21 protein-coding genes are annotated in these 25,913 nt (G+C 73.5%); all 21 read right to left on the reverse strand.

Features of this window, described 5'->3' with window-relative positions; translation table 11 throughout:
- The 21 genes from LXT12_RS05630 to LXT12_RS05730 all read right to left on the reverse strand — a co-directional run bounded on the left by LXT12_RS05630 (window position 1) and on the right by LXT12_RS05730 (window position 25,899).
- Window positions 1-2,433: a hypothetical protein gene (locus LXT12_RS05630; protein WP_233390297.1), complete on the reverse strand. Its 2,433-nt coding sequence runs from the start codon at window positions 2,431-2,433 to the stop codon at window positions 1-3.
- A gap of 18 nt (window positions 2,434-2,451) precedes the next feature.
- The gene (locus tag LXT12_RS05635) at window positions 2,452-5,190 is read right to left on the reverse strand and encodes a phage tail protein (RefSeq protein ID WP_233390299.1); all 2,739 of its coding nucleotides are present in this window, start codon (window positions 5,188-5,190) and stop codon (window positions 2,452-2,454) included.
- A 149-nt stretch (window positions 5,191-5,339) separates the two neighbouring features.
- Window positions 5,340-7,526: a baseplate J/gp47 family protein gene (locus LXT12_RS05640; protein ID WP_233390301.1), complete on the reverse strand. Its 2,187-nt coding sequence runs from the start codon at window positions 7,524-7,526 to the stop codon at window positions 5,340-5,342.
- Between the two features lie 7 nt (window positions 7,527-7,533).
- The gene (locus LXT12_RS05645; protein WP_233390303.1) at window positions 7,534-7,932 is read right to left on the reverse strand and encodes a GPW/gp25 family protein; all 399 of its coding nucleotides are present in this window, start codon (window positions 7,930-7,932) and stop codon (window positions 7,534-7,536) included.
- A 661-nt stretch (window positions 7,933-8,593) separates the two neighbouring features.
- The gene (locus LXT12_RS05650) at window positions 8,594-10,558 is read right to left on the reverse strand and encodes a hypothetical protein (protein ID WP_233390305.1); all 1,965 of its coding nucleotides are present in this window, start codon (window positions 10,556-10,558) and stop codon (window positions 8,594-8,596) included.
- 7 nt (window positions 10,559-10,565) lie between these two features.
- A complete protein-coding gene (locus LXT12_RS05655; RefSeq protein ID WP_233390307.1) occupies window positions 10,566-11,282 on the reverse strand; it encodes a phage baseplate assembly protein V in 717 nt (238 codons plus the stop codon).
- Between the two features lie 36 nt (window positions 11,283-11,318).
- A complete protein-coding gene (locus LXT12_RS05660) occupies window positions 11,319-12,398 on the reverse strand; it encodes a phage late control D family protein (protein WP_233390310.1) in 1,080 nt (359 codons plus the stop codon).
- A 130-nt stretch (window positions 12,399-12,528) separates the two neighbouring features.
- The gene (locus tag LXT12_RS05665) at window positions 12,529-12,711 is read right to left on the reverse strand and encodes a hypothetical protein (RefSeq protein ID WP_233390311.1); all 183 of its coding nucleotides are present in this window, start codon (window positions 12,709-12,711) and stop codon (window positions 12,529-12,531) included.
- Window positions 12,712-12,722: 11 nt separating this feature from the next.
- Window positions 12,723-13,652 carry a CIS tube protein gene (locus tag LXT12_RS05670; protein WP_233390313.1) on the reverse strand — a complete coding sequence of 310 codons (930 nt, stop codon included), beginning with the start codon at window positions 13,650-13,652 and terminating at the stop codon, window positions 12,723-12,725.
- A gap of 83 nt (window positions 13,653-13,735) precedes the next feature.
- Window positions 13,736-14,200: a phage tail protein gene (locus LXT12_RS05675; protein ID WP_233390315.1), complete on the reverse strand. Its 465-nt coding sequence runs from the start codon at window positions 14,198-14,200 to the stop codon at window positions 13,736-13,738.
- Window positions 14,201-14,273: 73 nt separating this feature from the next.
- Window positions 14,274-16,652 (reverse strand): hypothetical protein, encoded by a 2,379-nt coding sequence (locus tag LXT12_RS05680; RefSeq protein WP_233390317.1) that lies wholly within the window; start codon window positions 16,650-16,652, stop codon window positions 14,274-14,276.
- Window positions 16,653-16,660: 8 nt separating this feature from the next.
- On the reverse strand, window positions 16,661-17,113 hold the full coding sequence (locus LXT12_RS05685; protein WP_233390321.1) for a phage tail protein: 453 nt from the start codon (window positions 17,111-17,113) through the stop codon (window positions 16,661-16,663).
- A gap of 15 nt (window positions 17,114-17,128) precedes the next feature.
- Complete coding sequence (locus tag LXT12_RS05690; protein WP_233390324.1) at window positions 17,129-19,183, reverse strand: phage tail sheath family protein; 2,055 nt, start codon at window positions 19,181-19,183, stop codon at window positions 17,129-17,131.
- A 17-nt stretch (window positions 19,184-19,200) separates the two neighbouring features.
- Complete coding sequence (locus LXT12_RS05695) at window positions 19,201-20,013, reverse strand: hypothetical protein (RefSeq protein WP_233390325.1); 813 nt, start codon at window positions 20,011-20,013, stop codon at window positions 19,201-19,203.
- The gene (locus LXT12_RS05700) at window positions 20,013-20,627 is read right to left on the reverse strand and encodes a Pvc16 family protein (protein WP_233390327.1); all 615 of its coding nucleotides are present in this window, start codon (window positions 20,625-20,627) and stop codon (window positions 20,013-20,015) included. Before LXT12_RS05700 ends, LXT12_RS05695 begins: the two co-directional genes overlap by 1 nt.
- 185 nt (window positions 20,628-20,812) lie before the next feature.
- Window positions 20,813-21,463 (reverse strand): sulfur oxidation c-type cytochrome SoxA, encoded by a 651-nt coding sequence (gene soxA / locus LXT12_RS05705; protein WP_233390329.1) that lies wholly within the window; start codon window positions 21,461-21,463, stop codon window positions 20,813-20,815.
- A 146-nt stretch (window positions 21,464-21,609) separates the two neighbouring features.
- Window positions 21,610-21,933 (reverse strand): thiosulfate oxidation carrier complex protein SoxZ, encoded by a 324-nt coding sequence (locus LXT12_RS05710; RefSeq protein ID WP_233390330.1) that lies wholly within the window; start codon window positions 21,931-21,933, stop codon window positions 21,610-21,612.
- The gene (locus LXT12_RS05715; RefSeq protein ID WP_233390332.1) at window positions 21,933-22,343 is read right to left on the reverse strand and encodes a thiosulfate oxidation carrier protein SoxY; all 411 of its coding nucleotides are present in this window, start codon (window positions 22,341-22,343) and stop codon (window positions 21,933-21,935) included. The genes LXT12_RS05710 and LXT12_RS05715 overlap by 1 nt, the downstream gene beginning before the upstream one ends.
- Window positions 22,340-22,708, reverse strand: coding sequence for a sulfur oxidation c-type cytochrome SoxX (soxX, locus tag LXT12_RS05720; protein WP_233390334.1), 369 nt, complete (start codon window positions 22,706-22,708; stop codon window positions 22,340-22,342). The genes LXT12_RS05715 and soxX overlap by 4 nt, the downstream gene beginning before the upstream one ends.
- 549 nt (window positions 22,709-23,257) lie before the next feature.
- Window positions 23,258-25,408 (reverse strand): xanthine dehydrogenase family protein molybdopterin-binding subunit, encoded by a 2,151-nt coding sequence (locus LXT12_RS05725; RefSeq protein ID WP_233390336.1) that lies wholly within the window; start codon window positions 25,406-25,408, stop codon window positions 23,258-23,260.
- Entirely contained in the window at window positions 25,405-25,899 is a 495-nt protein-coding gene (locus LXT12_RS05730) for a (2Fe-2S)-binding protein (RefSeq protein WP_233390338.1), read from the reverse strand. Before LXT12_RS05730 ends, LXT12_RS05725 begins: the two co-directional genes overlap by 4 nt.
- Window positions 25,900-25,913: the final 14 nt, after the last annotated feature.

Raw genomic sequence — 25,913 nt, forward strand, 5'->3', positions numbered from 1 at the left:
TCAGCTCCGTCCGATGACCAGCCACTGGCCCATGCGGACCGAGGCGATCAGCGTCACCGAGTTGCCGGCCTCCAGGCCGATGCGCTTGTCGCCCTCGACGCCGCTGACCGCGAGGCCGCCCAGGGCCTTGACGGTGATCACCCGGCCCTCGTCGAAGCCGCCGGCCTTCGGCTCAGGCAGGGCCAACTGCACGAGGCGGGTCAGGGGCATGGCCGCGACGACGACGACGTGGTCGTCGTTGACGAGCTTGAGTTCCTCGGCGCGCCCGATGTAGCGGATGGGCTGCACGCCGACGTCGGCCGCGGGCGGCGGCTGCGTCAGCACCAGCTGGCCGTCCTGCTTGCGCCAGCCGACCATCGCGTCGGGCGCCTCTGACCGGGGCGGCCGGCTGAGGCTGAGCGCGGAGAAGCGGGGCGAGGCCGCGGTGTGCAGGGGCTGCACGGTGTCGATGGTGACGACGTTGCCATTGGTCACCGCGGTCAGGCTCGGCGGCGAGCTGGCGTCGCCGGCCGCGACGACCTGGGTCGCCGTGCCGCCCCCGGCTTCGACGACGAGCTGCCAGTCGCGGCCTTCGCCCTGGGTCAGCGTGATGTCGGTGTTGGCGCCCGGCGTCAGCGTGGCCAGCACGTAGTCGCCGCCCTGGCTGCGCAGGCTGTCGATGCGAGGCTCCAGCCCCACCAGCACCTGCAGCTGCCGGGGCCGTTGCTGCAGGCCGGTGCCGCCATCCTCGATGCGCACCGGCGCCGGTTGGTTGGGCTGGTAGGCGTAGGGCGGCGGCTTGCCGGCGTCCAGCGCGCCTTCGTCGCCGTCCCAGGGCCGGGCCGCGACGACGACACCCTGCTCGTCGGTCGCCAACAGGCGGTTCAGCGGCTGGCCCAGCACCACCTCGCCGTCAACCGAGAGGCCCCCGGCCACGCCGAGGTCGCCGCTCAGGTCCAGGCTCGCGAAGCTGGGGCTGGCGTCGGTGCCGATGTCCTGCACGGTGTCGAGCCGGATGGTGGGCGCGGCTCCGGTGGCGTCGACCAGGATGTTGGGCGAAGGCGCGGCCGGCTTGGGTAGCGGCGCGCCGGCCAGGCCCCCCAACTCGAAGCGCGCCGGCGCCGTGCCCGAGGCTGCCCGGCCCACCAGCAGCGCCCCCGTGGCGGGCGCCACGGCCTGGCCGGTGCCGCCATCGGCCACCGGGATGGGCTGGCTCATGCCCGGCCCGTAGTAGTCGGGCCCGCCGCCAGGGCCGCCGCCGGGCCACTTCACCGCCGGCACGATGCGGGCCTTGTTGCCGCTGCCGCCGTCGGTGGTGTCGGGCACGATGTCGATGCGCGTCATCGCGTGGTTGGCAGCGGCGAAGTCGGCCAGCAGGTCCTGGGCATGGTCGAGCTCGGGGTCGCCCTTGCCGAGCACGTAGTGGGCCTCACGCGGGGCGTCCTGGCTGCCGTCGCGCAGCAGCCATTCCTGCAGCAGGCGCAGGTGCAGCAGCTGCGGCCGGCCGAGCATGCGCACGGCGCGCGTGCCGTCGGCACCGGCCTTGGCATCGACGGCGGCCAGCAGCAGGGCCCGCTCGGCCAGTGGTTCGGCGCCCGGCACCGGGCCATGGTGGGCCATGAAGCCGGAGCGCAGCAGCCGCGTCCAGACCTCGAAGGCGGCGGCGTAGTAGGCCGCCACCTCGGCGCGCGGAATCTGCAGCTCCGTGGGCGGCGCCGGCAGGCTGACGTGGCTGGGCAGGGGCAGCGGCGGCGTGGCGGCGGCCGGCATGGGCGGCGTGGGCGCGTGCGGGTCGCCCCAGGCCGCCGTGATGGCCTCCTTCAGCCCAGCCTCCACCTGGCGCTGGAAGCTGGCCAGCGTCTGCCCTGCCGGCGCCGTCGGGCGGACCTTGATGCCGCGTATCCACGCGACGACGGCACGCAGCGCCAGGTCCTCGCTCGCATCCGGCGGCGTCCAGGCGAAGTCCAGCGCGAAGCCGTCGACGACGCGGGCGTCGGCGCTCAGCTCGCTCTCGTCGCGGCAGGGCTCGCCGGGGATGGGCACGGGCGAGCCGCTGGCCTCGGCAAAACGCAGCAGCACGTAGACCGTGGGGCGGCTGGCGGTGGTGGCGTCGCGCGCCTTCTCGGCGTCCAGCCAGGCCTGCAGGTTGGCGCACTGCTCGGCGGCCACGGCGACGAGGTGCCCGTCCGGCATCAGCGCCAGGCCGGGCGCCACCCTCACCTGCTGGCCCTCGCTGGCCGAGGCCGGCTTGGGCGCGGCCACGCCCAGGCCGGTGATGACGCCGTAGCCGATGGTCTCGCGCAGCGCCCGCTCGTCGCGCGCGGCCAGGTAGGCGTGCTCCTGGCGGAAGTCGTCCACGCCCAGCACCATGCCGAAGCTGTAGTTGACGCGCTGCAGCGGGTCGAGCGCGGCGTCGGGGGCGGGGGTGAAAGTGGAGCCTGTGCAGCAGCCCATGGTGGGTCTCCCGGAAGTTCAGCGGTCCAGCCCCACCCGGTCGGGCGGTGGCAGGGGTCGCGGATGCGTGAGTTGCCCGCCCCCGAGATCGCGCTCGCCGAGCACGAGGGGCGGCCAGATGGAGAGGGTGGCCAGCGCGGCCAGCTCGGGCCGGCGCAGCAGGCCGTGTTCGAGGCGCGTGTCGTGGCCCAGCCGGGCCTCGCCGACGCGGAACAGCTCGAAGCCGAAGCGGATCTCCGCCACGGTGTGGGCCGGCTTGTCGCGCTCGACGGCGCGCTCGACGGCGGCGCGGCGGCGGGCCAACTCGTCGAAGTCCAGCGCCGCCGTGTCGCCGGGCAGCGGCAGCACGACGCGAAAGCGATGGGCCGGCCCGAGGCCGCGCACGACCTGGGCCTCGAAGCGCCACCAGTCCGCCAGCGCCGCCGAGCCCGCGGGCAGGTAGAGCGGGCTGGGGATGCGGTCGAAGCCCCGCCAGCCGGTGCCCCAGGCCGCGTTCAGCGCCTGGATGCCACGCCAACGGCGGGCCAGGTAGTCCTGCCAGCGCTGGCGCAGCGGCGCGCAGGCCTGGGTGGCGGCGAGGTAGGCGTCGAAGGCGAGCGCCTCGTCGCCCCCGGCCGGCCGGGGCTCGTCCTCGGGCAGCTCAGCCAGCCGCCAGGACGCCATCAGCGCCGCCTCTTCGCGGGCCGCGCGCGGCAGGAAGCCCAACGCCTTCTGCAGCGTCGCGGCGTCGGCCAGCAGCGACTCCTCGCCATTCAGCGCCGCCAGCAGCACCGCCCGCCCCTGCGCCGGCCGCCAGGCGCTGCCGCTCAACGGCGGCGCCAGGCCGAAAAGCTCCTGCAGCCGCAGGCCGTGCAGCCGTTCGGGGAGGTTCTGCGGCGCCGCCAGCCAGGCCTCGGCGTCGACCTCGTCGGGCTCCCAGGCCAGGGTCGCCGCCAGCAGCAGCCCCGGCACGGTGCCGCGGCGTGCCTGCACGCTCGCCGCATGGCGCAGCAGGGCGCGGCGGCGCGCGGGGCCGGTGGAGCCGTCGAATTCCATCGCCAGCCACCCGGCCAGCCATTGCAGGGTCTGCTGCGGCGCGGTGCGTGCGTCCAGCAGCAGCTGGGCGGCGGCGATGCGGTCCTCCCAGCGCGTCAACTCGCCCTCGAACAAGGCGAGGAAGCGTTCGGTGAAGGCGCTGCCGGCCGCGTCGGCCCGGTAGACGGCGGGCAGGTAGTGCTGCAGGTAGCTGAAGCGCGGATACCAGGCGCGCAGGGTCGCCAGGCCCGGGCTCTGCTGGCCGTCGCCGCTGGCCTGGATGCGCAGTTGCAGGTAGCGGCCGGTGGCGGCTTGCAGCAGGCAGGTCAGGGTCTGCACTTCGCCGCAGCTGCCGTGCGCGGCGTCGCGCCAGGGCAGCTCGGAGCCGGCCGGGTGTGGCAGCAGCTCGGGCTCGGCGCGCCAGGGCTGCAGGGCCAGGCCCTCGGGCGTTTCGGCGGCGCGGCTTTGCAGGCTGAGGGCGCCACCCGGCGGGCGGCGGGCATCGAGGGCCACGCGGTGCCAGACGCAGCCCGGCACGGCGCTGTCCCACACGGGGCCGACGAGCACGCCCTCGCGCTCGCAGCGCGGGCGCGGCAGCGTCAGCAGCGGCAGCCAGCGGCCGGCGCCGGCGTAGAAGGCGCGCGCCGACGGGAAGCGATGCAGCACCTGGCCGCGCGCCAGGCTGGCCAGGCCGCCGGCCTCGTAACGCCGCAGCGGGATGAAGTCGCGCTGCAGCTCGAAGGTCCAGGTGCCGGGAGCCGTCTCGGACGCGGCGAAGCGGAAGGCCTGGTCGCCGCTGGCGGCCAGCACGACGGCGTCGAAGCCCTCGGTCGCCGCATCGGCCGGCCACTCGATGGCCAGGGTCCGCGTGGACAGCAGGGTAGGCTCCTGGTCGGCGGTGGCCTGCTCGATCTGCTCCTCCAGCGGGCCGACGGACACGCCCTCGGTGCCGGCCCAGTCGATGACCGACAGGTAGAGGCCGTCCATCTTGACGCGCAGCACCAGGAAACGGCTCGCGGGCAAGGCCGCCACGGCGGTGGCATCGGCGCCGAGCACCAGCTGGCAGGGCGGCTCGGCGGGCGGCGGCAGCGGGGCCGGCCCGGGCGAGAACGCGGTGGGGCTGGCGGTGCGCGGCAGGCAGGGCCGCAGGTCGGGCCCGAGGCGGTGCAGCACCCCGGCCGCGAAGAGGGCGACCCCGCCATCGTCGAGGGCCAGCAGGGCCTCGGGCGCGGGCATGTGGGGCCAGGGCTGGGGCAGCGGCGGGCCGCCGCCATGCAGGTCGAAGATCAGCAGGCCGCCGGCCTCGCGGCTCGCGGCGACGAGGTAGTGGCCCGTGGTCACCACCAGGGCATCCATGCGCGGCGGCGTGGCCGGCCCGGCCGGTGCGCAGGGGCCGAAGGCGCCTGCCTCGGCCTCTGCGGCCGGCGCCTGCGGCAGGGGCCAGAAGTCGGTGATGGTGCCGCTGCCGCTGGACCAGACGCGGATGGACCTGCCGTCGGCATCGAGCGCATAAAGGTTGCCGTAGGCATCGAAGCTGGCGCCGGCACGCGCACCGGGCTCAGGCAGGGGCGCGGCGCTGCTGGCCTTGAATTCGAAGAGCAGGGGCTTGAGCACGAGCTGGCCCAGGGCCGCCGGGTGGGCCGGGTCCGCGGGCCGCCAGGCCCAGTGCTCGTCCGGCTGGGCGGCCTCCGTCCAGTCGCCCCGGGTGACGAGGGCGTGGTAGCGGCTGCCGTTGGCGTCCATGTCAGCGGTCCATCCCGCGTTCGCGGCACATGAAACACGAGTCGGCGTGCAGCAAGAAAACACAGCCACAGAGGCACAGAGACACAGAGGGACCTTGGTCCCGCTGCCTCTGTGCCTCTGTGCCTCTGTGGCTTTGTTTGGCGTCCATCTCAGCAGTTCTCCGGCACGCGCGGGACGGGCAGGCGCAGGGCCGCGGCGGGAGCGCCATCGGCGCTGCCCGTGCCCTGGCCGATGAGGTCGGACAGCGGCACCGGGTCGCCGAGGGAGACCGACAGCCCCGCGATCAGGGGCAGTTGCAGGCCGGCCAGGGGCACGCTGTCGCGCCGGGCGCCGGTCGAGTCGCCCAGCAGCAGGCCGGTGACGCCGAGCACGCCCTCCACGCGGGCGGCCACGGTGGCCAGCTCCAGCGCGGCCACGGCCTTGAAGAGGGGCCAGCCGCTCGCGCTCGCCGGGCCGGGCAGCGGCGCAAGGAAGGCCTTGAGCGCAGCCTTCACCCGCTCGCGCACCTCGGCCACGCCCTGGCCGGCGTGCAGCTCGATGCCGACACTGATCCACAGCCCGGCGTAGGCCGGGCCGCGCAGCAGCACCTCGCAGGTGACCAGGCGCCGCGGCGCCAGCCAGGCGCACAGGGCGTCGATGAAGTCTGCGTCGGGCAGCGGGTAGTCGGGCCGGCGCGGGTCCTGCCGCGGGATGACCATGCAGGTGACGACGCCCGGCTGGTCGCCCGGCAGGCCCGGCGACAGTTCGGGATGCCAGGCCGGCAGCACCTCGATGCGGCCCACGTCGGCCTGCGGCGTCTCGCGCAGGATGGCGTCGAAGTCCTCGGCGCTGACGGCGCGTTCGCGGTGACGCAGCACGAGGGGGATGCGCTTCTCGCCGTCGGCGGCGCTCTCGGCGTCGATGCCGCCGTCGGCGGGCCGCGGGTTGGACAGCTTGACGCCCGGTGGCAGCGTCGGCCCGAGCTTGATGGCCCCGGCGGCGACGTTGCCGGCCGCACCTGACGACCAGTCGAAGCGCACGGCCATCTCGGCTCCGGCCGCCGGCCGCGCGCCGCGCATGCCGTCGCCGAAGCGCAGCTCGCCGCCCTCGGCGTCCAGCGCGAAAACCTGGGCGCCGGGCTGGCCCTCGGCGGGCGCGGCTTCGAGTTCGTCGGTCAACGCCCAGAGTTGGCCACCCACCAGGAGTTGCACGGAATCCGCCAGCACCTGGCCGTGGCTCAGGCGGCGGCGCTGCTCGGGCGAGCCGTCGCCCGGCGGCAGCAGCTCGCGGATCACGCGGCTGCGCTGGCGCACGGCAGCGCAGTGGGTGCCGGCCCAGGCAAGCTGCACGCCGGCCGGCGCCAGGCCGTCGATGCGCAGCCAGGTGAGGAGCCGGTCGGCCAGGGCCGCGTCGGTGAGCTGGGGCGGCAGCTCGCCCACGCCGGCCTCCAGCGGCTCGGCCTCGGCCCAGGTGCCGATGTCGTCGGCATGGGCCGGCAGCGTGACCTGCAGGATGCCGGCCTGCTGCGGGAAGCCGGTGGGCGCCACGGCATCCAGCCGCCGGTATTCGCCGGGCGTGCCGCTGCCCACGGCGTTGGCCTTGGGTATCCAGGCGCTGAGGCTGGGCGGCGGCGTGGCCGGCCGCCCGGGCTGGATGCGGGCGCGCGTCTCGGGCGGCTGGGGCACGAGGCCGATGGACAGGGTGCGTCCGGCCAGTTCCGCCCGCGCCTGGGTGAGGTCGGCGGCGCTCGGCTTGGGAGGCGCCAGCAGCGCGATCCACAGCGCGCCGTCCACCGTCTCGGCGCCCAGGTCGATGGGGCCGGCGAGGTCGGCCAGCTGCACGCTGTCGTAGAGCACGGGTTCGACGCCGGCAACGGCGTTGCCGGCGAAGTCGCGGCCGGTGGCCTCGTAGAGCTGGCGGTAGTAGTCGAGCACCGCGGGGTCGGGCGTGCCGGCGACGCGCTTGAAGACCACCAGGCCGGTGACGGGCGGTAGGTCCAGCCCGGTGTCGCTGAGGAAGGGCACGGCGCCGGCCAGCAGCGGCAGGCCCGAGGGCAGCGTCAGGGTCTTGCGCTCGCCGGACTCGTTGGCGAACTGCACGAGGGCGCGTGCCGGCTGCGCAGGCCGCAGGCCCACCCCCAGCAGCTGCAGGAACTTGAGCCGGTTGCGCTCGGGGATGAGGTTGGCGCGGTAGAGCAGGCTCTCGGCCATGAAGGCGAAGAGCTCGACGAGGGTGACGCCGGGGTCGCTGGGGCCGGTGTGCGTCCACTCGGGCGCATGCACGGCGGCCAGGGCCAGCGTGTCGCGCACGAGGGCGGCATGGTCGCGGTCGTCGATGGCGGGGAGCTGGATGGGCATGGCGAGTTCACCTCCCCTGGACCGGGATGGACAGGCTCATGCGGCCGGCCTGGGCGGTGGCGACGAGCGTGAAGCTGAGTTCGGCGATGGCGGCCTCGGGGTCGGCCGGGTCGGCGGCCACCTTGAGGGCCTCGACCTGGACTCGGGGCTCCCACCGCGCGAGCTGGCGGCGGATGGATTCCTCGATGGCGCGCCAGGTGGTGGGCACGTTGGGCTCGAACAGGAAGCGCTCCAGTCCCGCGCCGTAGTCGGGGCGGCGCAGGCGTTCGCCCTGGGCGGTGAGCAGGAGGATGCGGATGGACTCGCGCACGTTGGCTTCGCCGTCGCTCCAGGCGAGGCGGCCTTCGGGGGTGAGGCGCGGGGGGAAGGCGACGCCTCGGCCGTAGAGGGCGGCTTGGTCGGTCATGGCGTGGGGGCCTGCTGGCCTTGTGGGCTCTGGGGGCTGTTGCCGGGGGCTCTTGGACTCGGGCCGTTTGTCGTAGGTTGCTTTTGCTTCGAGCCTTTGCAACTCGGTGCACCGCCGCGGGAATCCGCCCCGCGAGGGCGGGTAACTTTCTTCTGTCGGCGCCAGAAGAAAGTCACCAAAGAAGAGGCGCTCCAAACCCAGCGCCTTGATGCGTTGAACGGCGAGAAGCGCCCCGAGGCGACCCGCTTCGCTCTCGCCGCTGTCCCTATCCAGGACATCACAGATCGTGCCTTCACGCCGGTTAACGCCGGCTGCACGCCGGGCTCACCAATGAAGGCACCCCATGCGCCGACGCGCCGCCCGAGCGGCGCTTGGTTTTCCACTCGTGAGCACGGCGTGCAGCCGCGCGTTAGGCGGCCATGCGACGCGATGGATGGTGCTCGGGATAAGGACAGCAGCGAGAGCGAAGCGGGTCGCTTGTAGCCCGGCCTGAGCTTCAAGCGCGCCGGGGCGATCGCTTTAGAGCGCCTCTCTTTTGGTGACTTTTCTCTGGCGCGACAGAGAAAAGTTACCCGCCCGCCGGGGCGGACTCCCGGCTCGGTGCACCGAGTCGAAAGGCTCCTCGCAAAAGCATCCAAGGACACAACGCACCGCGCCCGCCTCATGGCTTCTTCCCCTTCAACCCCGGCACCGGGAAACACACCATCAGGAAAGGCAGCCAGCGGAAGATCAGGTCCAGCAGCGTCGCAATCACGATCAACAACACGAACGCCACGATCGTGATGATCGGGATCGACAGCGAACAGATCGTCCCGAAGCTGCCCGCGCCCGTGCCCCCGCAAGGCCCGCCGTCGGACACCGACAAGTCCTTGTGGAAAGGCCAGGGCAGCACCGACAGCACCAGGTCGCCGAAGCCCAGCCGCCGCACCCGCTTCATCTGCCCGCACAACAGGTCGCTCATGATGAAGGCGCTGTTCTTGCCGAACTTGCGCAGGCCGCCGGGCGAGGTGTCGAAGGGCAGCGCGATGCGGATGGGGCGCAGCGGCGCCTCGACGTCGAAGAAGCCAGCCAGCTCGAACACCTCGCTGGGCGCCGACATGACGGCCGGATGCAGCGGGCCGCAGTCGCAGCGCTGGTGCACGAAGCGCAGCACATAACGCGGTGGTCCGGCGTCAGCCTCCAGGGTGGCCGCCAGCTCGTGGGCGAGCCGGGCGGCTTCCGGCGCCTGGGCACGCGCCGGGCCGAGGCGGCCGGCGGCAAAGGCTTCGTCGATGGCCGCCTCGAGGTCGGCCTGCAACAGCTCGAGCAGGGCATTCGCCTCGTCCTGCTTGTCGGCCAGCACGTCCGGCGGCGAGGCCGACCAGGACCAGAACGGCCCTTCGAGGGCGCCGCCCCGCGTGGCCACGGCCAGCGGGAAGGCCCAGCTGGGCCAGGGGTCGTGGCCGTCCGCCGCCTTGGCGGGGAAAGCCGTCGCCAGCGCGTCCAGCGCGTCGGACACCTCGCCGATGCGGGCCAAGGCCGCACGCAGATGGGTGACGGCGGCGATGTTCCGCGCCGTGGGAAGCACGTTCGGCGAGAACACGTCCTTGAAGCCGGCCTCGGCCCGCCTGGCCGCATCGAAGACCGCCCCCTGCAGGCGCAGCAGCAGGCGGTCGGCCTTCGCCCGGCCCGTGGTGCCCCCCGCCAGCCGGGCGTGGACGTCGGGCAGGTGGGCGGCCAGCCAGTCGTTCATGTCCTGCAGCAGCCGCCATGAGGACTCCTGCAACTGGTCGTTGGCCACCGGCAGGCTGCTGCGGGCCGCGGCGTCGCGGGCGCCGGAGTCGTCGCTCCACGGCGCATCCGCCACCGGCCCGCCAGCCGCGTCGCGCGTGGCGCGCGCCCGCTCGATCAGCCCCTGCCAGGGCGCGATGAAGGTCATGCGCGCACCGGCCTTGAGGTCGTCGGCCACGGTGGGAAGCTTGGCCGGCTGCAGGGCCGCGAAGCGGAAATCGTCGTGCCGCGCCGCCGGCACGAGGCCGGCCAGCAGCTTGCGCGGATGGCCGTCGGGCGACGTGTAGGCCAGCGGAAAGACCGACAGCCACTCCTCCCCGGGCAGGGGCTGGCCGGCGTCGTCCAGGGGCTGCCAGCGGCCGGGCTGGCCGGGCCGCTTCACGAAGGCCGCCTCGCGCCCCCCGGGCAGCAGGCGCCGCAGCAGCATGCCGCTCTTGTCGCCACCCGAAGTGGCCCGCGTGGGCAGCCCGGGCTTCTCGCAGACGAGATGGGCCGCCGCGACGTAGAAGCGCTGGTGCACGGGCTGGAAGAGCTTGAGCGTCTTGAGCGCCGAGGGCGGCGGTGGCGGGGGCACCTCGCGCCGGAAGCCCAGCAGCGAACGCCGCCGCGCGAGGGCGCGGGCCGGCGCCGACGTGGGCGGCGCCAGCGCCGGAGCCGGCGTGGGCTCGCCGAGCTGCTGCCACGACTCGGGCCGGGCGACGAACTCGGGCAGCGTCTGCGGCGCCTCGGCCAGCATGGCGAGCAGCCGGTCCATGAAGTCGTCGCTGTCGAAGCGCAGCAGCGTGGGCGCGCCGTCCACCGGCGCGGCCACGAAGCTCTGGCCGCCGACCCAGCGCAGTACGTGCGGGGCGTTCACGGCGTCCTCACAGGATGTTCCCCGCACCGGGCGTGTAGGTCGCCGCGATGATGGTGTTGGTGATGACGGTGTCGGCCTGCACCACGCCCGAGAAGCGCGACATGCCGGCATCCACCTGCACCATGCCGGCCGACACCGCTACCTGGCTGGCGTTGACCGTGACCTTGGCCGAGGCCGTGACCGTGATGCCGGCGGTCTCCAGCTTGATGCTGTTGCCGTTGCTGTCCTCGACGGTGACCGAGCCGGGGCCGTCCTTCAGCGTGAGCTTGCAGCCGCCGGGGGTTTCGAGCTGCACGCGTTCCTGGCCGTCCTGGTCGTCCAGCGTGATGACGACGCCGTTGCGGCTCTTGATGACCTTGTGGTGGTTCTGCGCGCTGGCCGACTCGGGCGGCGTGTCCTGGCCGTTCCAGAGCCCGCCGACGACGAAGGGCCAGCGCGGGTCGCCGCCCTGGAAGACGATGAGCACCTCGTCGCCCACCTCGGGCATGAACCAGGCGCCGCGGTCCTTGCCGGCGAAGAGCGTGGCCATGCGCGCCCAGGCCTCGTAGCGCTGGCCGTCGCCGTCGGGCGCCCAGGGCAGCGCGATCCTGACGCGGCCCTGGCCGTCGGGGTCGACGAGGTCCACCACCTCGGCCACGTGGCAGCCATACCAGCGGCCACCCCAGCCTTGCGGATGGCGGTCGGCGTAGAGCGCCTCGGCGGGGCTGAGGTCAAACAGCGACATGGCCGGCCCTCGATGGGATACACACCGTCTCGCCCATCACCCTCCCCTTCCGATCCACGGCCGCTCGGCGACGAACTCGGTGCGCAGACCCTCGGCCATGTCGAAGCGGTGGGTCACCTCGGACAGGCTGTACTTGCCGCTGAACAACGGCCCCAGGCCGGTCAGCTCGACGCTGGCGCCGCAGCGCAGCCGCGCGTCCGGCTGGGCCATGCCATGGCCCACGACGAAGCGGCGGTTGATCTGGCGCAGCCAGGCCTCGGCCAGCTGGCGGGCCTCGTCGGCCGAACCGGGATGCAGGTGGGCGACGGTGTCGGGCCGCGCACCGAGCTTCTGCCGCAGCAGGGCGGCGCCGGCCTCGCCGTCGCTCACCTCGGCCCCGAGCAGGCTGTCCGCGTCGGCGGTCTCCTTCACGGCCTGCTTGTCGGCCACGCTCCAGCCGGCCACGCTGAGTTCGGTGCGCTGCAGCGCGAGGTCGGCCCGCACGTCGAAGCCCATCAGCCGGCCGCCATAGTCCAGCGACAGGGTCTCGCCGCCACGGCGCCGGCGGGCGGCCAGGTGCAGGGTCGTGCCGTCGAGCCAGACCTCGGCCTCGCAGCGGCGGGCCTGCCCGCGCAGGAAGGCAAGGTCGCTCTGGTTGACCTGGGCGAGCAGGGGCAGCGTGGGCGCGTCGGCCTCGACGCTGGCCGTGAGGCCGTGGTCGCTGGCGATGCGCTGGGCGGCGTCGGCGAGCGAGGCCTGCTCGAAGCCGCGGCTGCGGCGCTTCATGCGCAGGTCCTGCAGCGCGTCTTCCACCTGGACGACGAGTTCGGCCTCGCCGGCGCCGGCCTTGGGAAAGCGGGCCTGCAGGGCCATGACGCGCCCGGCGAAGAGCACGGCGTCGGCCAGCCTGACCTCCAGCCGCTTGCCGAACTCCAGCCGGTCGCGGCCGAAGAGGGTGTAGCCCGGCGCGCCGTCACGCGTGCCCCAGTTGCCGAAGGCGAGCTGGGCCTGGGCCAGCCCGTCGATACGCTCGCGCACCTCCAGCGCCACCAGCGCGGCGGCCAGGTCGGAGGCGACCTGACCTTCGATGGCGAGGGTAGGCCGGCCGCTGCCGAGGGGGATGGAGGCTTCAGGCATGTGGCTCTACGCATTCGCACAAGAAACACAGCCACAGAGACACAGAGGCACAGAGACAGTGCCAGGTCTCTCCGTGTCTCTGTGTCTCTGTGGCTGTGTTCATGGGCATGGGCATGGCAGTCGATGGGCTTCAGTGGCTGAAGACGCGCAGCTGCAGCTCGCGCACCGCGGTAGCCATGCGGCGGGCGCGGGCGAGGTGTTCCAGGTCGGGCTCGTGGGCCGGCGCCGCAGCGGGTGCGGGTGCGCCGCCTCCGGGTGCTGCCGGTGGGGCCGGGGCGGGGCTGACTTCGAATTCGTGGATCTCGACGGGCATGGCCGGGCTCCTCAACCGCTGACGATGCGGGGTTTGGTGGCGGACAGGTCGATGAGCTGGCCCGGCGGGATGGCGCGCGGGTTCTCGATGCCGTTGGCCAGGGCCACGGCCTGCCAGCCCCCGCCCTGGAAGGCCGCGCCGGCGCTGAGGCCGAGGGCGGCACCGCCGCCGATGCCGCCGCCGATGCCGCCGCCGATGCCACCGCCGATGCCACCGCCGAGTCCGCCCCCGAGGCTGCCACCCAGGCCGCCACCTGTGCCCAGCCCCGCACTGCCGCCGGCCGCGCCCGACGGCGCCGCACCCGAGGCCCGGGCCGCGTCCTGCAGCGCCTGCAGCGACTGCCCGCCACCGGCTGGCCACAACGGCCGCGCGCCGGGCACGGTGCCGTCGCCGCTGAAGGCGGGCACGAGGATCTCCTGCTGGACGAGGGTCATGGCCATGCTGGCGCGCAGGGCCTCGCCCTTGGGCGAGAAGAACTCGACGCTCTCCTCCATGGACTCGACGATGCCATCGAACAGGAAGTTGCCCCAGGAGAAACGCAGGCCCGGCGGCGTGCGCTGGGCGGTGTCGCGCGCGCCGGCTGGCGCGGCCTTGGGCTTGATGAAGTACAGCACCTGGGCGGTGATGCGCCGCACGTCGTCGACGATGAAGGGCGCGCTCGTCGCCGCGGCCACGTCGAACCACAGCTGCACCGAGAGCTTGGTGGTGCCGGTGCCGACGAACTGGCGCGCCGCGCTGCCCTGGCTCTGATTGCCCCGCCCTGCCCCGCCGCCGCTGGCCCCGCCCGAGGAATTCGGCTGCTCCTTGACCTGGTTGGCGTAGGAGAGCTTGAGCGTCTCGGGGTTGAACTGCACCGTCAGCGACTTGCCGCCGGGCATCACGTCGCTGAGGTCGTCCTTGAGCTCGATGAGCTTGGCGTGCTGGATCTCCAACTCAGGCATGGCAGCTCCGTGGGTTCGAGCGGACCCGGCGCGCCGGGCCGCTGGTGGCGCCCGCACGCGCGGCGTGCAGCGGGGGTCTCAAATCAGGCGCCACTTTTGTCCTCCCACTTGAAGGCCTCGTAGGCGACCTGGATCTCCTCGACCGCCACGTTGCCGTCGCGGGCGTTGAGCACCGGCGCCTTGAGCTTGATGGGCAGGCAGCGCGACAGCACGAAGCGGCCCCACTCGCTCTTGTCGTGGCGCAGCACGCTGATGGTGATGCCGGCGCGCAGGGAGGGGTTGGCCAGTGAACGGTCGAACCACTTCCACAGGTCGGTGCCGCGCGTGACGCCACGCTTGAGCGTCAGCTGGCCGAAGCTGACGGCGCCGGCGAGGCGGTGCACGCGGTTGGGGTTGCCGCCCTCCCTGAGGGTCTTGGCCTCCTGCGACACCTCCAGCCCGTCGCAGTCCGAGAAGGCGGCGCCGGCCAGCGGCTTGCTGTCGCCGTCGGGCAGGATCTCGACGACGAAGTTCAAGGCCGGGAAGGGTTGCCAGGCGTCCGTCATCATCGTCCGCCGGGCCGCCCCAAGGGCGATGACGCCCCCTCGGGGGGCCGTGAATGAAGTGAACGTGGGGGCACCATCACCGCTCCTCGATCACGAGTTGCTCGCCGCTGCGGCGCAGGTGCAGTGTCAGGAAGCGCAGCGGGCGGCTGGGCGCCACCTGGATGAGCAGGCTGCATTCGCCGCGCTCCATCTCGCGCGCGGCGTCGGCGCCTGCCGCCGTCTTGAGCAGGTAGGACGAAGCGGCGTCGGCGCCGCGGAAGGCGCCGCGCTGCATCAGGCGGTGCAGCAGCGCGTCGAAGCTGCGCTCCAGGCCGCGCCGCAGGGCCAGGTCGTTGGGCTCGAAGACGAAGCGCTGGCCCTCGCGACGGCACAGGCGGCGCAGCAGGATGAAGAGGCGGCGCACGCCGAGGGCCGTCCAGTCGGCGTCCTGCGACAGGGTCTGGCTGCGCACGGCGGCGATGCCGGTGCCATTGGCGTCGGTGCGCAGGGCCAGGGGGTTGGCGCCCAGGGCTTCGAGCGTCGCCGCGTCCTGCAGTTCGCCGGCCAGCTGCAGGGCCGTGGCGAGCGGCTCGGCGCCGGGCGCGCCCCAGGCACCATGCAGGCGGCTGCGGCGCGCCAGCAGGCCCATCAGCGCACCCGCGGCGGGGTGGCGGCGCAGGCGGTCGTCGGCGTCGCGCTGCAGCAGCCAGGGGTGGTGGATGGCCGCGAAGCTGGCGGCGCTGCCGGCCTCGGCGCTGTCCACGCGGCCCGCTTCGTCGCGCAGCGCAGCCACGTGGCCGGCGATGGCCGGCGCGGGCCAGTCCAGCGGCACCGACAGCAAGGCGAAGTGCTCGCGCGAGGCGGCGCACAGGGCCAGCAGGGCCGCATTGATCGGCGTGGCCGCATCGACGGCGGCGGCGCCCGCCAGCGCCCGCCAGCCGCTGGCGCGCACGTCCAGCTCGGCGGTGGTGCTCCAGCCGCTGGAGAGGCCGTTGCGCCGGGCGCGGGCGCGCAGCCACCAGGCGCCGGCCGACAGGCGCAGCGTCACTTCGGCCGCAGGCACCAGGTTGGCCACGACGCGCAGGTCGGAGAAATCGGGCTGGCCGGCGAGTTGCACTTCCAGCAGCTGGGCACCGCCGCCGTCGGTGGGGTCGGCCCGCAGGCGCAGGCTGACGTCGCGGTCGGCCGGCAGCACCGCCGGCAGGCCCGGCACGCCCGGATCGAAGCCGATGCGCGGCGGCTGCGGCGGCTGGGGCGGCGGCGGCGCGCAATCGTCGAAGGTGGTGGGCGGGCAGGTGCAGACGGGGTCGGGCGTCGTCGTCACGACGATGTCGCGGCCCGGCAGCGGCGCCGTCCGGGCCCAGCCCGGGTGGACGGCATCGGGCACCAGCACCCAGCTGGCCTCGGCGGCGCAGGCGTCGTCGCGGCCGAGGGCGCCGTGCAGGCCCCGCAGGCGGCGCGGCGCGTCGCCGAAGAAGCGCAGTTCGTCGGCCCAGGCCATCAGCCGGCTCCCGCGCAGGCCGGGCGTCCAGGCCGGGTCCACGAAGAGGGCCGGGCCGAAGCTGTCCAGGCCGTTGCGCGCGAGGGCGTCGCGGCCGTCGGTCGCGGCCGGGGTCCAGTCAGCGAAGTCATCGGCCATAGCGAGAGGCAGCAGCAGCCAGTCGCCGGCCGGTGCGCCTCCCATGCCGGCGAGCGGCCAGCCGGCAGGCTCGGCGCCCGCGTCGTAAAGGCCGTCGGCATCGGGCGCCCACCACGGCAGCTTGTCGGCACCGGGGGCGAGGCCGCAGGCGTCGAGGCGCTGCACGGGCTGGCCGGGTGCGCGCAGGGCCAGATCGACCTGCACGCGCTCGATGAGCCAGGCCTCGGCGTCGATGGGGACCGCCCCTCCCTGGGGCCACAGCCACTCCGAGGCCAGGGCCTGCACGAGCGAGCCGGCCAGGGCCACGCGCGTCCAGGCCGCGACGCCGGGACGCGATGGCTGGCTGGCCCGCAGCAGGTCGCCCGGCGCGACGCGGTCGGCGGCGTGCAGGGCCTGGCTGCGCAAGCGCGCTGACAGCTGCAGCCGGTCGGCCCAGTCGCCGGGGCTGGCGGCCCGCAGCGGGAAGTCGGCGCCGGCCAGCTGCCAGTGCCCTTGGCTGTCGCGGGAGGCCAGGCGCAGGCCGGGCACCGTGAAGCGGGCCGCCGAGGCGGTGCCTGCGGCGACGCGGATGACGTGGCAGCGCCGCCCGCCGCCGGCGAAGAAGGCCTCGACCGCCGCGGGCAGGTGGGCCACGAGGCGCTCGGCGGGGTCGCCCCCCGCCTGCACGAGGTCGAGGCCGCCGCCGAAGACCTCGGCATAGGCGGCGGCGCTGTCCAGCGCCACGGGGCGGTGCAGAGGCCCCCTGGCCGCGAAGCCGACGAAGACGGGCACGTCCATGACGGGCAGGCCGTCGCCCCCGGGGGACGGGTCGTCGACGATGCGCACGCCCACGGCCATGGCCCGCCTCACTCCATCTCGAGGCGTTCGTAGGAGAGGGTCAGCTCCTCCATCGCCACGTCGGTGCCCTTGGCGTTGAAGGGGCCGGAAACGTGCTTCATGATCCGCGCGTTGATGAGGCGCCAGGTCTGCACGGTCTGGCTGCGGTCCTCGTTCTTGAGCTCGACGGTGACGGTGCGCAGGCCGTTGGTGGAGCCGTTGCGGACATCGTCCAGCCATTTGTAGAGGTCCAGCGAGCCGATGACGCCGCGCTTCATCGTCACGTCGGTGGCCTTGTTCAGGCCGGCGGTCTTGATGACGTTGTTGAAGGCGTAGTTGCCCGGTCGGTACTCGGTGATGGTGACTTCCATGCCGATGCCGCTGACTTCCTGGAAGCCGGCCTGGGGCGTGTTGGTCACCCCGTCGCCGAGGTTGACGTGGAAGTTGAACTGCACGTAGGGGCGATCACGAACGACGGCCATGGTGTGCTCCTGGGATCAAGACTTTTGATCGGCCGTCCACTGGCCAATTCGGAAGATGACGAACTCGGCCGGCCTGAGCGGCGCGACGCCGATCAGGCAGACCAGCCGCCCGTTGTCGAGGTCGTTCTGCGTCATCGTCGAGCGGTCGCAGCGCACGAAGAAGGCCTTGTCGGGCTTGTCGCCCAGCAGCGCCCCGCCGGCCCATTCATTGACGAGGAAGTCGCGCACCGTGGCGCGCACGTTGGCCCACAGGGCCTCGCCGTTGGGCTCGAAGACGGCCCACTGCGTGCCCTTGTCGATGCTGCGCTCGAGGTAGGCGAAATAACGCCGCAGGTTGACGTACTTCCACTCGGGGTCGGAGCTGATGGTGCGCGCGCCCCAGAGCCGGTTGCCGCGGCCCTCGAAGAAGCGGAAGCAGTTGATGCCCTCGGGGTTGAGCACCTCCTGCTGGGCCGTGTTGATCAGGGTCTCGAAGCCGATGGCGCCGCGCACCACTTCGTTGGCCGGCGCCTTGTAGACGGCGCGCTCGGTGTCGTTGCGCGCGTAGATGCCGGCGACGAAGCCCGAGGGCGGCAGGTTCAGCGGCTGGCGGGTGATGCCGTCGAAGACGGTGACCCAGGGGTAGTAGAGGGCGGCGTACTTGCTGTCGAGCTTGGCCTTGAGCTTGCGCACGTCGGCGATCTTCATGCCCTCGTGCGCGTCCAGCACGGCGATGCGGTAGCGCATCTTCTCGGCGTGGGCGATCAGCAGGTTGGTGATGGCGGCCACGTCGTCGGCGCGGGAGGCCGCCTTCCAGGTCGAGCCGGGCGCGGCGACGATGGAGATGTCCTCGATGGCCTCGAACTGCTTGAGGCCGGTGGCGTAGTCCTGGGTCGGGTCGGCCCGGCCTTCGTACTCGGTGCGGCCGGGCAGCAGCCCGTCGTTGCCGCCGGCCAGCCAGGCCATCGCCGAGAGGCCGCGCTCGAACTTGCGGCGCAGCGACTCGAGCTCGTTCTGGCCGGCGTCGTCCCATTCGATCTGGGTGATCTTCAGGTCCAGGCCGGTGCTCAGCGCGTCCAGGGCCTTGAGCAGATCGCTGCCGTTGTCGATGAGGTTGGACGTGGCGTCGCTGCCGTTGAGCAGCACGACGGGCAGGCCCGCGCTGGTCGGGCCGGCGAGGCTGAAGAGGTCGAAGACGCCATCGGGTACGCCGGCCGTCTTGTGCGCCGGTTCCAGCGGCAGGCCGCCCCAGGCGCCGAGCGAGCGACCGTCGGCCGTCAGCACCTCCAGGCTCAGCGACACGGGGCGGATGGCGTCGCCGCTGCCGGGCGTGAGCGTCAACGCGAAGTCGGCCAGCGAGAACGTGGTGGCGGCGGGCGCGGCGGCATCGGGCCTGACGCCGGCGCTGAAGCTCCACACACCGGCCACGCTCCGGCGGGCGACGTACAGCGGCAGGTCGCCGATGCCACGCACGGCCGCCGGTGGATGGGCGCCGGTGGCGGGCGTGGCCAGGTGGGCGCCGGCGGTGCTGATCCACACCACGTCGCCGTCGGCGAGGTTGGCCAGCGTCGGCACGAGGCCGCCACCGCCGCCGGGGTCCGGCAGCGCGCCCAGCACGTTGGGCCCCAGCTTGACGCCGAAGCGCACCTGCAGGTTGCCCATGGCCCCCGGGTAGCGGGCGACGATGCGGAACTGATCGGGCGCGCTGCCCACGAGCAGGCGGCCGTGGCCGTCGGCATAGGGCGCCGCGCCGAAGGCGTCGCTCAGCGTGGTGGGGTAACTGCCGCTGCGCGGCCGGAAGACCCGGCTCACGTAGAGCCGCTTGCCGCCCTCCTCGAAGAAGCTGCGCGCGGCCTGCCAGAGGTAGTTGGCGCCGGTGGTGCTGCCATCGGCGCCGAAGGCCATGAGGCTGCCGTCGCCGTAGCTGCGCTCGAACTCGGTGAGGCTGGTGAGGATGTCCGGCGCCTCGGTCACCGGGCCGTAGCGGCAGGGGCCGATGAAGCCTGTCGTCGTCGTGCTGACGCCCTCGATGGATTTCGATCGGAAGGACACCTCCTCGACGAACACACCGGGCGCAAGATATTCGGGCATGACGGTCTCCTTCTGGGTCAGATCGGCGCGAGGCGCAGCTCGCGATGCGCCGGCGGCAGGCCTTGGGTGGCGAGGACGAGAGGCTCGCCGGGGACGAAAACGGGGGGCGCATAGGCCGCATCGCCACCGGCATTGGCCAGGGCGAGCACCTCGGGCTGGGCAGCGAAGGCCAGCACGTCGGGGGCGCCGAGGGCGAGGGCGGCCGTGGCGAGGGCGGGGTCGGCGAAGACGCGCAGCCGGGCGGCCGGGCCGGGCGGCAGGCTCGGCCTGTCGGGGCGCGGCAGGGGCAGGTGCAGGGCCAGCCGGCCCTCGGCGTCGCAGCCCCCGGCGTAGACGCGACCCTCGCCGTCGGTGAAGCTGACGCGTGCCCAGGCGGCTGCGGCGCCGCTGGACTGCCACGTCAGCAGGCCGTAGGCGCTGGCCAGGCCCGCGGGGGCGGCGCGGCCGGGCGCGGACAGCAGGCTCACCCGCAGCAGCCGCGCCCCGTCGAAGACGGCGCCGCCGATGACTTGCCCCACGGGCGAGGCCGGCAGCGGCCAGGGCAGGCTCAGCGGCAGGAAGCGCTCCAGCGCGTCGCGCACGAGGACGTCGGCGAACACCGGCGCGGCCGGCGCGGGGTCACGCCAGCGCTCGGCCAGCTCGGGCCAATGGTGCAGGCCCGAGCGCGTGGCCTGCGCGCGGCCCAGCAGCCGCCCGCCGCGGCGCAGCACCAACGTGCAGCTCAGACCAGTGGTGACGGTCTCGCCGGTGGCCGCGTCGACGAAGCCGAGGGCATCGCCGGCCGGCAGGCGCAGCAGGTCCTGCGGCGCGTCGAGCAGGGCGGTGGGCATCAGGCATCCTCCCCGGGCCGGCCCAGGCCGAAGCGGCGCTCGGTGACGGGCGCGCCAGGTGACTCGGGCTGGTCGATGTCGAGCAGCACCATGCGGGCCACATAGGTCATGCCGGCCTGGAAGCCGCTCTTGACGCGGTCCCACAGCGACAGGTAGTCGACGGTGCTGAGCGGGTCGGCGATGAGCTCGACCGTCTCCTCAGGCTGGAAGACCTCGGGGCTGCCCTTGGTGTAGCGATTGATGGCCGCGCCGCTCAGGGCCGGCATCTGGTGCAGGAAGGCCAGCGCCCAGCCCAGCATCTGCGTCTGCTTGTCGGCCGTGGCGGCGATGGGCAGCAGCAGGAAGTACAGGTCCACCGGCAGCGAGGGCTTGAAGACGCGGCCGTCACGCGTGCGGCGGGGCGGCAGGTTGCGCGGCGAGCCGCCGATGCCCACGCGCCAGAGGATGAGGTAGAAGCCTTCGGCCGGCGCGGCCTGGCCTTCGGTCAGGCTGCCCAGCGAGGCGAGCTCGAAGCGGGGCGAGGCGCCGAGCTGCAGCTCGGCCACGGGGCAGGCCTCGCGCATCATCTCCAGCACGCTCTCGCCGACGGCGCGGATCGCTGCGTACCGGGCCATCAGTGGCCTCGCCTGCACGGGTGGTTCAACCGGGTCTCCCGCCCCGGTGGACCCAGGGCGAGCCCATCCTAGGAAGGGGCCGCGGCGCGGTCATCCTGCTTGTTAGGGACTGGGCAGCGGGCCATCCTCAATCGGAGGGAACCGCGGCGGGCCGCGGGCCGGGAGCGCGCCGGCCTTGACCTGGATCAGGGACGCACGCCGGGTGGCTGCATCGGCATGCCGGCGGAACGGCGCGAAAGATAGACCTCCAGGGCCAGCAGTTCGTCGCTGTCCCACGCGGGCAGCGCGGCGCGCACGCCGTTCAGGCAGCCACGCAGGCGGCGCTGCAGGCTGCCGAGGGATTGCCACTCGAGGCGGTAGACGGGGTAGTCGTCGACATGGCCCTGGGGGATGAGGCTGCCGCCCAGGCGCAGCCCGGCGCGCTCGTCGTGGCAGTGGGCGCAGGCGAGGTTGAGGGCGCCGGTGCGCGCCGTGAAGAGGCGCTGGCCGCGCGCCGCCGCGGCATCCAGCGCCGGGCCGCGCGGCGGCTGCAGCGGCAGCCCGCGCGACTGCTGCGCCACCAGGGCCGTGAGCGCCAGCAACGGCTCGGCCTCGGGGGCCCAGGCCGGCAACTGCTGGTGCCGCACGCGGCAGCGCTGGATGCGGCCGGGCAGGTCGACGAGGCCCTCGTCGAAGGCCGGGTAGCGCGCCGCCACGCCGCGCAGCTTCTCGGGCTCACCGTGGCAGCTGGCGCAAGACCTGGCACCCGCGGCCCACAGCTCCCGCCCGAGCGCGAGGGCGAGCTGCGCCGGATGCTGGCCATCGTCGGCCTGCAGCGTGCGCAGGGCCGGGCTCATGGTGTCGCGGCCGGAGCGGCGGTCGTCGGCTCGGGCGCTCCCGTCAAAAAGCAGGAATGCAACCACAGAGGCACAGAGCCACAGAGAGACTGTTCCCGCGCCGCCTCCGTGCCTCTGTGCCTCTGTGGTTGCCTTTGTATTTGGTTTCATGTGGGACTCAAGGCCCGCACCTCGCGGTGCTCGAAGCCGTTGTCGCCGCGCCAGGCGAAGCTCAGCTCGCCCGGTCGCTCGGCCCGCAGCCAGAACGCGAAGTAAGGATTGGCCGAGACGGCGGCGAAGAGGTCGGCGGCGAAGACGAGTTCGCCGTCGAGCCGGCACTCGAAGCGGCGCACGAGGTCGCGCGCCAAGCGTGCGCCGTCGTCGCCGCTGCGGTAGCCCGTCTCCATCGCATGGGCGACGGTGGCGCGCACCTCGAAGGGCTCCCCGGCGCGGACGGCCGGCGGCAGGGTGATGACGGCGCGCACGGCCATCAGGGCTCCACGCAGGCGGCCAGGGTCACGATGACGTCCAGGCCGGACATCCAGCAGCGGCCGTCCGCGGCCTTGGCGACGGCGACGATGCGCTGGCTGCGCGCCAGCCGCATGCGGGTGCTGAACTCCGGCCGGGCCACGGCCGGGCCGAAGGCGACTTGCACGACCCCAGGCTCAGGGTTGAGCGGCGTGAACAGGGCCAGGCCCGCGACCGGCTCCGACGCCTGCACCCGCACGGGCACGGCGTTGCCGTTTTCCACGAGCTCGGCCATCTCGATCTTCAGCGGACCGGCCTCGGGCTCGCGCCCGGCCCAGGCGCGGATGGCCGCCTGCATCGCCGCCTCGGTGGCCCGTGCCTCGGGCAGGGCGGCGAAGGCGACCGCCGAGACCAGCAGTTCGCGCCGCCTCATGGTGGGGTCAGGGTGGTGAGATAGGCCACGAGGTCGTCGAGCTGCTGCTCGGTCAGGGCCGGGCGGCCCTGCCAGGCCGGCGCCACGTCGCGCAGGCCTTCGGTCGAGCGGAAGGGCGGCATGACGGTGGTGGCGTTGAAGCGCCGCATGTCGGCGATGCGCTCGCGCAGGTCCTGGCGTGACAGCCGGGCCGCCGCCGCGTCCAGCGGCGGCGCAAGGTTGCCCTGGTTGGGGTCGCCCGCCGCCGTCAGCGCGTGGCACAGCAGGCACAGGCTCTGCGTGCGGTCGGCCAGCAGGGCGCGGCCTCGCTCCACGTCGCCCGCCTGCGCGCTGGCGGCCAGGGCGAGCGCCAACAGGGCACGCATCAGTTATCCATGGTGCTTGCCACCACCCTCAGCAAATGAAACTTAGATATTGCGGGCCGAGCGCTAGGCTGCCAAGGGCCAGAGGCCCTTGGCCTGTCGTAGGCACAAGCAGTCCGCAGGGACTGCTTGTGTCCGACTCCAGTTCCCGAGCCGGCCCGCGCTGGCGATGTGCTCGCGGCTCGATGCCGCAAGCATCGCCGCCGCCGCGGGGGCTGAGGCCGGACACGGCAAGTCCTGTGGACTTGTCGTGCCTGCCGAAGGGCAGCCGCACTGCCGGCTGCGCGGTCTGCAAGACGACCAGACACGCGCCGCGTTCAGCGCGCGGGGCTGGGCCGGGGGCAGTTCCATCTCAGTTGCTCCACCGCGCGGTGCGCGACCCACGACGCATGAAACGGGTGTCTTGCGGGCCGAGCGCTGGGCCGCTCCCGAGCCGGCCCGCGCTGGCGATGTGCTTGCGGCTCGATGCCGCAAGCATCGCCGCCCCCGCGGGGGGCGGACCAGACACGCGCCGCGTTCAGCGCGCGGGGCTGGGCCGGGGGCTGTTTCACTTCAGGCCAAGCTGTGCTTGCGCAGCGGCAGGTCGCGGATGCGCTTGCCGGTGGCCGAGAAGACGGCGTTGAGCACGGCCGGCGCGGCCACGGCGATGGTGGGCTCGCCCACGCCGCCCCAGAAGCCGCCCGACGGCATGGCGATGGCCTCGACGGCCGGCATGTCGGCCATCTTCATGACCGGGTAGGTGTCGAAGTTCTGCTGCTCGACGCGCCCGCCCTTGATCGTGATCTCGCCGAACAGCGCCGCCGACAGGCCGTAGACGAAGCTGCCCTCGACCTGGGCGGCGATCTGCTGCGGGTTGACGGCATGGCCGGGGTCGGTGGCCGCGACGATGCGGTGGATCTTGAGTTCGCCCATGCCGTCTACCGACACCTCGGCACAGGCGGCCACATAACTGCCGAAGCCCATGATCTGGGCCAGGCCCAGGTGGCGGCCCTTGGCCCTGGGCTTGCCCCATCCGGCCTTGGCCGCGACCGCGTTGAGCACGGCCAGGTGGCGGGGCGAACCGGCCAGCAGCTCGCGGCGCAGCTCCAGCGGGTCGCGCCCGGCGGCGTGGGCCACCTCGTCAATGAAGCACTCCAGGTAGACGGCGTTCTGGTTGAGGTTCACGCCGCGCCAGAAGCCGGGCGGCACCGGCGGGTTGCGCATGGCATGGTCGATGAGCAGGTTGGGCACTGCATAACCCAAGGCGCCTTCGGTGCCGCCGGCATTCAGGCCCTGGAAGACGACCGGGTCCTTGCCGTCCTTGATGCTCTGCGGGAAGAGGCTCGCAAGGATGCTCTGGCCCGAGATGCGCATGTGCAGGGCCGTGAGCTTGCCGGCCGCGTCCAGCCCGGCAGTCAGCTTGCACTGCGTGACCGGGTGGTAGCGGCCGTGGGTCATGTCCTCCTCGCGGCTCCAGATCAGCTTGACCGGTGTGCCCGGCAGCTCGCGCGCGATGGCCACGGCCTGGCGCACCCAGTCGTGCACGGCGCCGCGACGGCCGAAGCCGCCGCCCAGGTGCAGCTTGTAGACCTCGCAGGCCGAGGGCGGCAGGCCGGCGGCCTCGGCGGTGGCGGCCAGGGCCGCGTCGCCGTTCTGCGTGGGCGTCCAGACCTCGCAGCGCTCGGGCGTCCAACGCGCCGTGGCGTTCATGACCTCCATGGTGGCGTGGTTCTGGTGGGGCGCGCCATAGACGGCCTCGACCCTCTTGGCCGCGCCGGCCAGCGCCGCGGCCACGTCGCCCTGGCTGCTGCCGACGGCGGCATCGGCGGCGTCCAGGCCCGCCTTCAGGGTGGCGGCCACGTCGGCACTGCTCAGGCCTGCGTTGGGGCCCTCGTCCCACACGACGGGCAGGGCTTCGAGCGCGGTCCTCGCCCGCCACCAGGTGTCGGCCACGACGGCCACCGCCGAGTCGCCCACCTTCACCACCTTCTTCACGCCCGGCCGGCCTTCGATGGCGGCGGCGTCGAAGCTCTTGAGCCGGCCGCCGAAGACGGGGCAGTCCTTGATGGCCGCGTTGAGCATGCCGGGCAGCTTGAGGTCCATGCCGTAGACCTGCGAGCCGTCGAGCTTGGCGCGGGTGTCCAGCCGCTTCATCGGCCGGCCGGCCAGGCTCCAGTCCTTGGCGGGCTTGAGGGCGATGTCGGCCGGCGCGGCGAGCTGGGCAGCCTCGGCAGCGAGCTGTCCATAACTGAACTTCTTGCTGCCATGGACAACCCAGCCGGCCGCCGTCGAGCACTCCACCACCGACACGTTCCAGCGGTTGGCCGCCGCCTGGATGAGCAGGGCCCGGGCCAGCGCCCCGCCCTTGCGCACGTACTCGTGCGACTCGCGGATGCCGCGGCTGCCGCCGGTGCTCATGCTGCCCCAGGCGCGGTTGCGAGCGAGGTTCTGGCCCGGCGTGGGGTACTCGGTCCTGACCTTGCTCCAGTCGCACTCCAGCTCCTCGGCGACGAGCTGGGCCAGGCCGGTCAGCGTGCCCTGGCCCATCTCCGAGCGGGCGATGCGGATGACGGTGGTCTCGTCGGGCAGCACCTGCACCCAGGCGTTGAGTTCCGGCGCGGCCTGGGCCTGCGCCAGCCCGGGCACGTGAAAGCCCACCATCAGGCCGCCCGCCGCGGCCGAGGTGGCGTGCAGGAAAGCGCGCCGGTTCAGGGCGGGGCTCATGCCTGGCCTCCCTCGATGACGATGGGAATCTGCTTGCGCGCCAACTGTCCGGCGGCGAGGTGGATGGCGGCGCGCACGCGGTTGTAGGTGCCGCAGCGGCAGATGTTGGTCATGGCGGCGTCGATGTCGGCGTCGGTCGGCCTGGGCTTGTCCTTGAGCAGGGCCGCCGCGGCCATGAGCATGCCGCTCTGGCAAAAGCCGCACTGCGGCACGTCGAGGGCGTCCCAGGCCTTCTGCAGCGGATGCGAGGCGCCGGGGGCCAGGCCCTCGATGGTGGTGATCTTCTGCGCCGGGGTCACGGCCGAAGCCGGCATCACGCAGCTGCGCACGGCCGCGCCGTCGATGTGCACCGTGCAGGCGCCGCACTGGGCGACGCCGCAGCCGTACTTGGTGCCCGTGAGGCCGAGCTGCTCGCGCAGCACCCAGAGCAGCGGGGTGTCGGCTTCCGCCTCGAACTGCACCCGCTTGCCGTTGACCGTCAATTCCGCCATGCCTGTCGCTCCCG

It is taken from the genome of Pelomonas caseinilytica (assembly GCF_021353235.1).
Lineage (GTDB): Bacteria > Pseudomonadota > Gammaproteobacteria > Burkholderiales > Burkholderiaceae_C > Pelomonas > Pelomonas caseinilytica.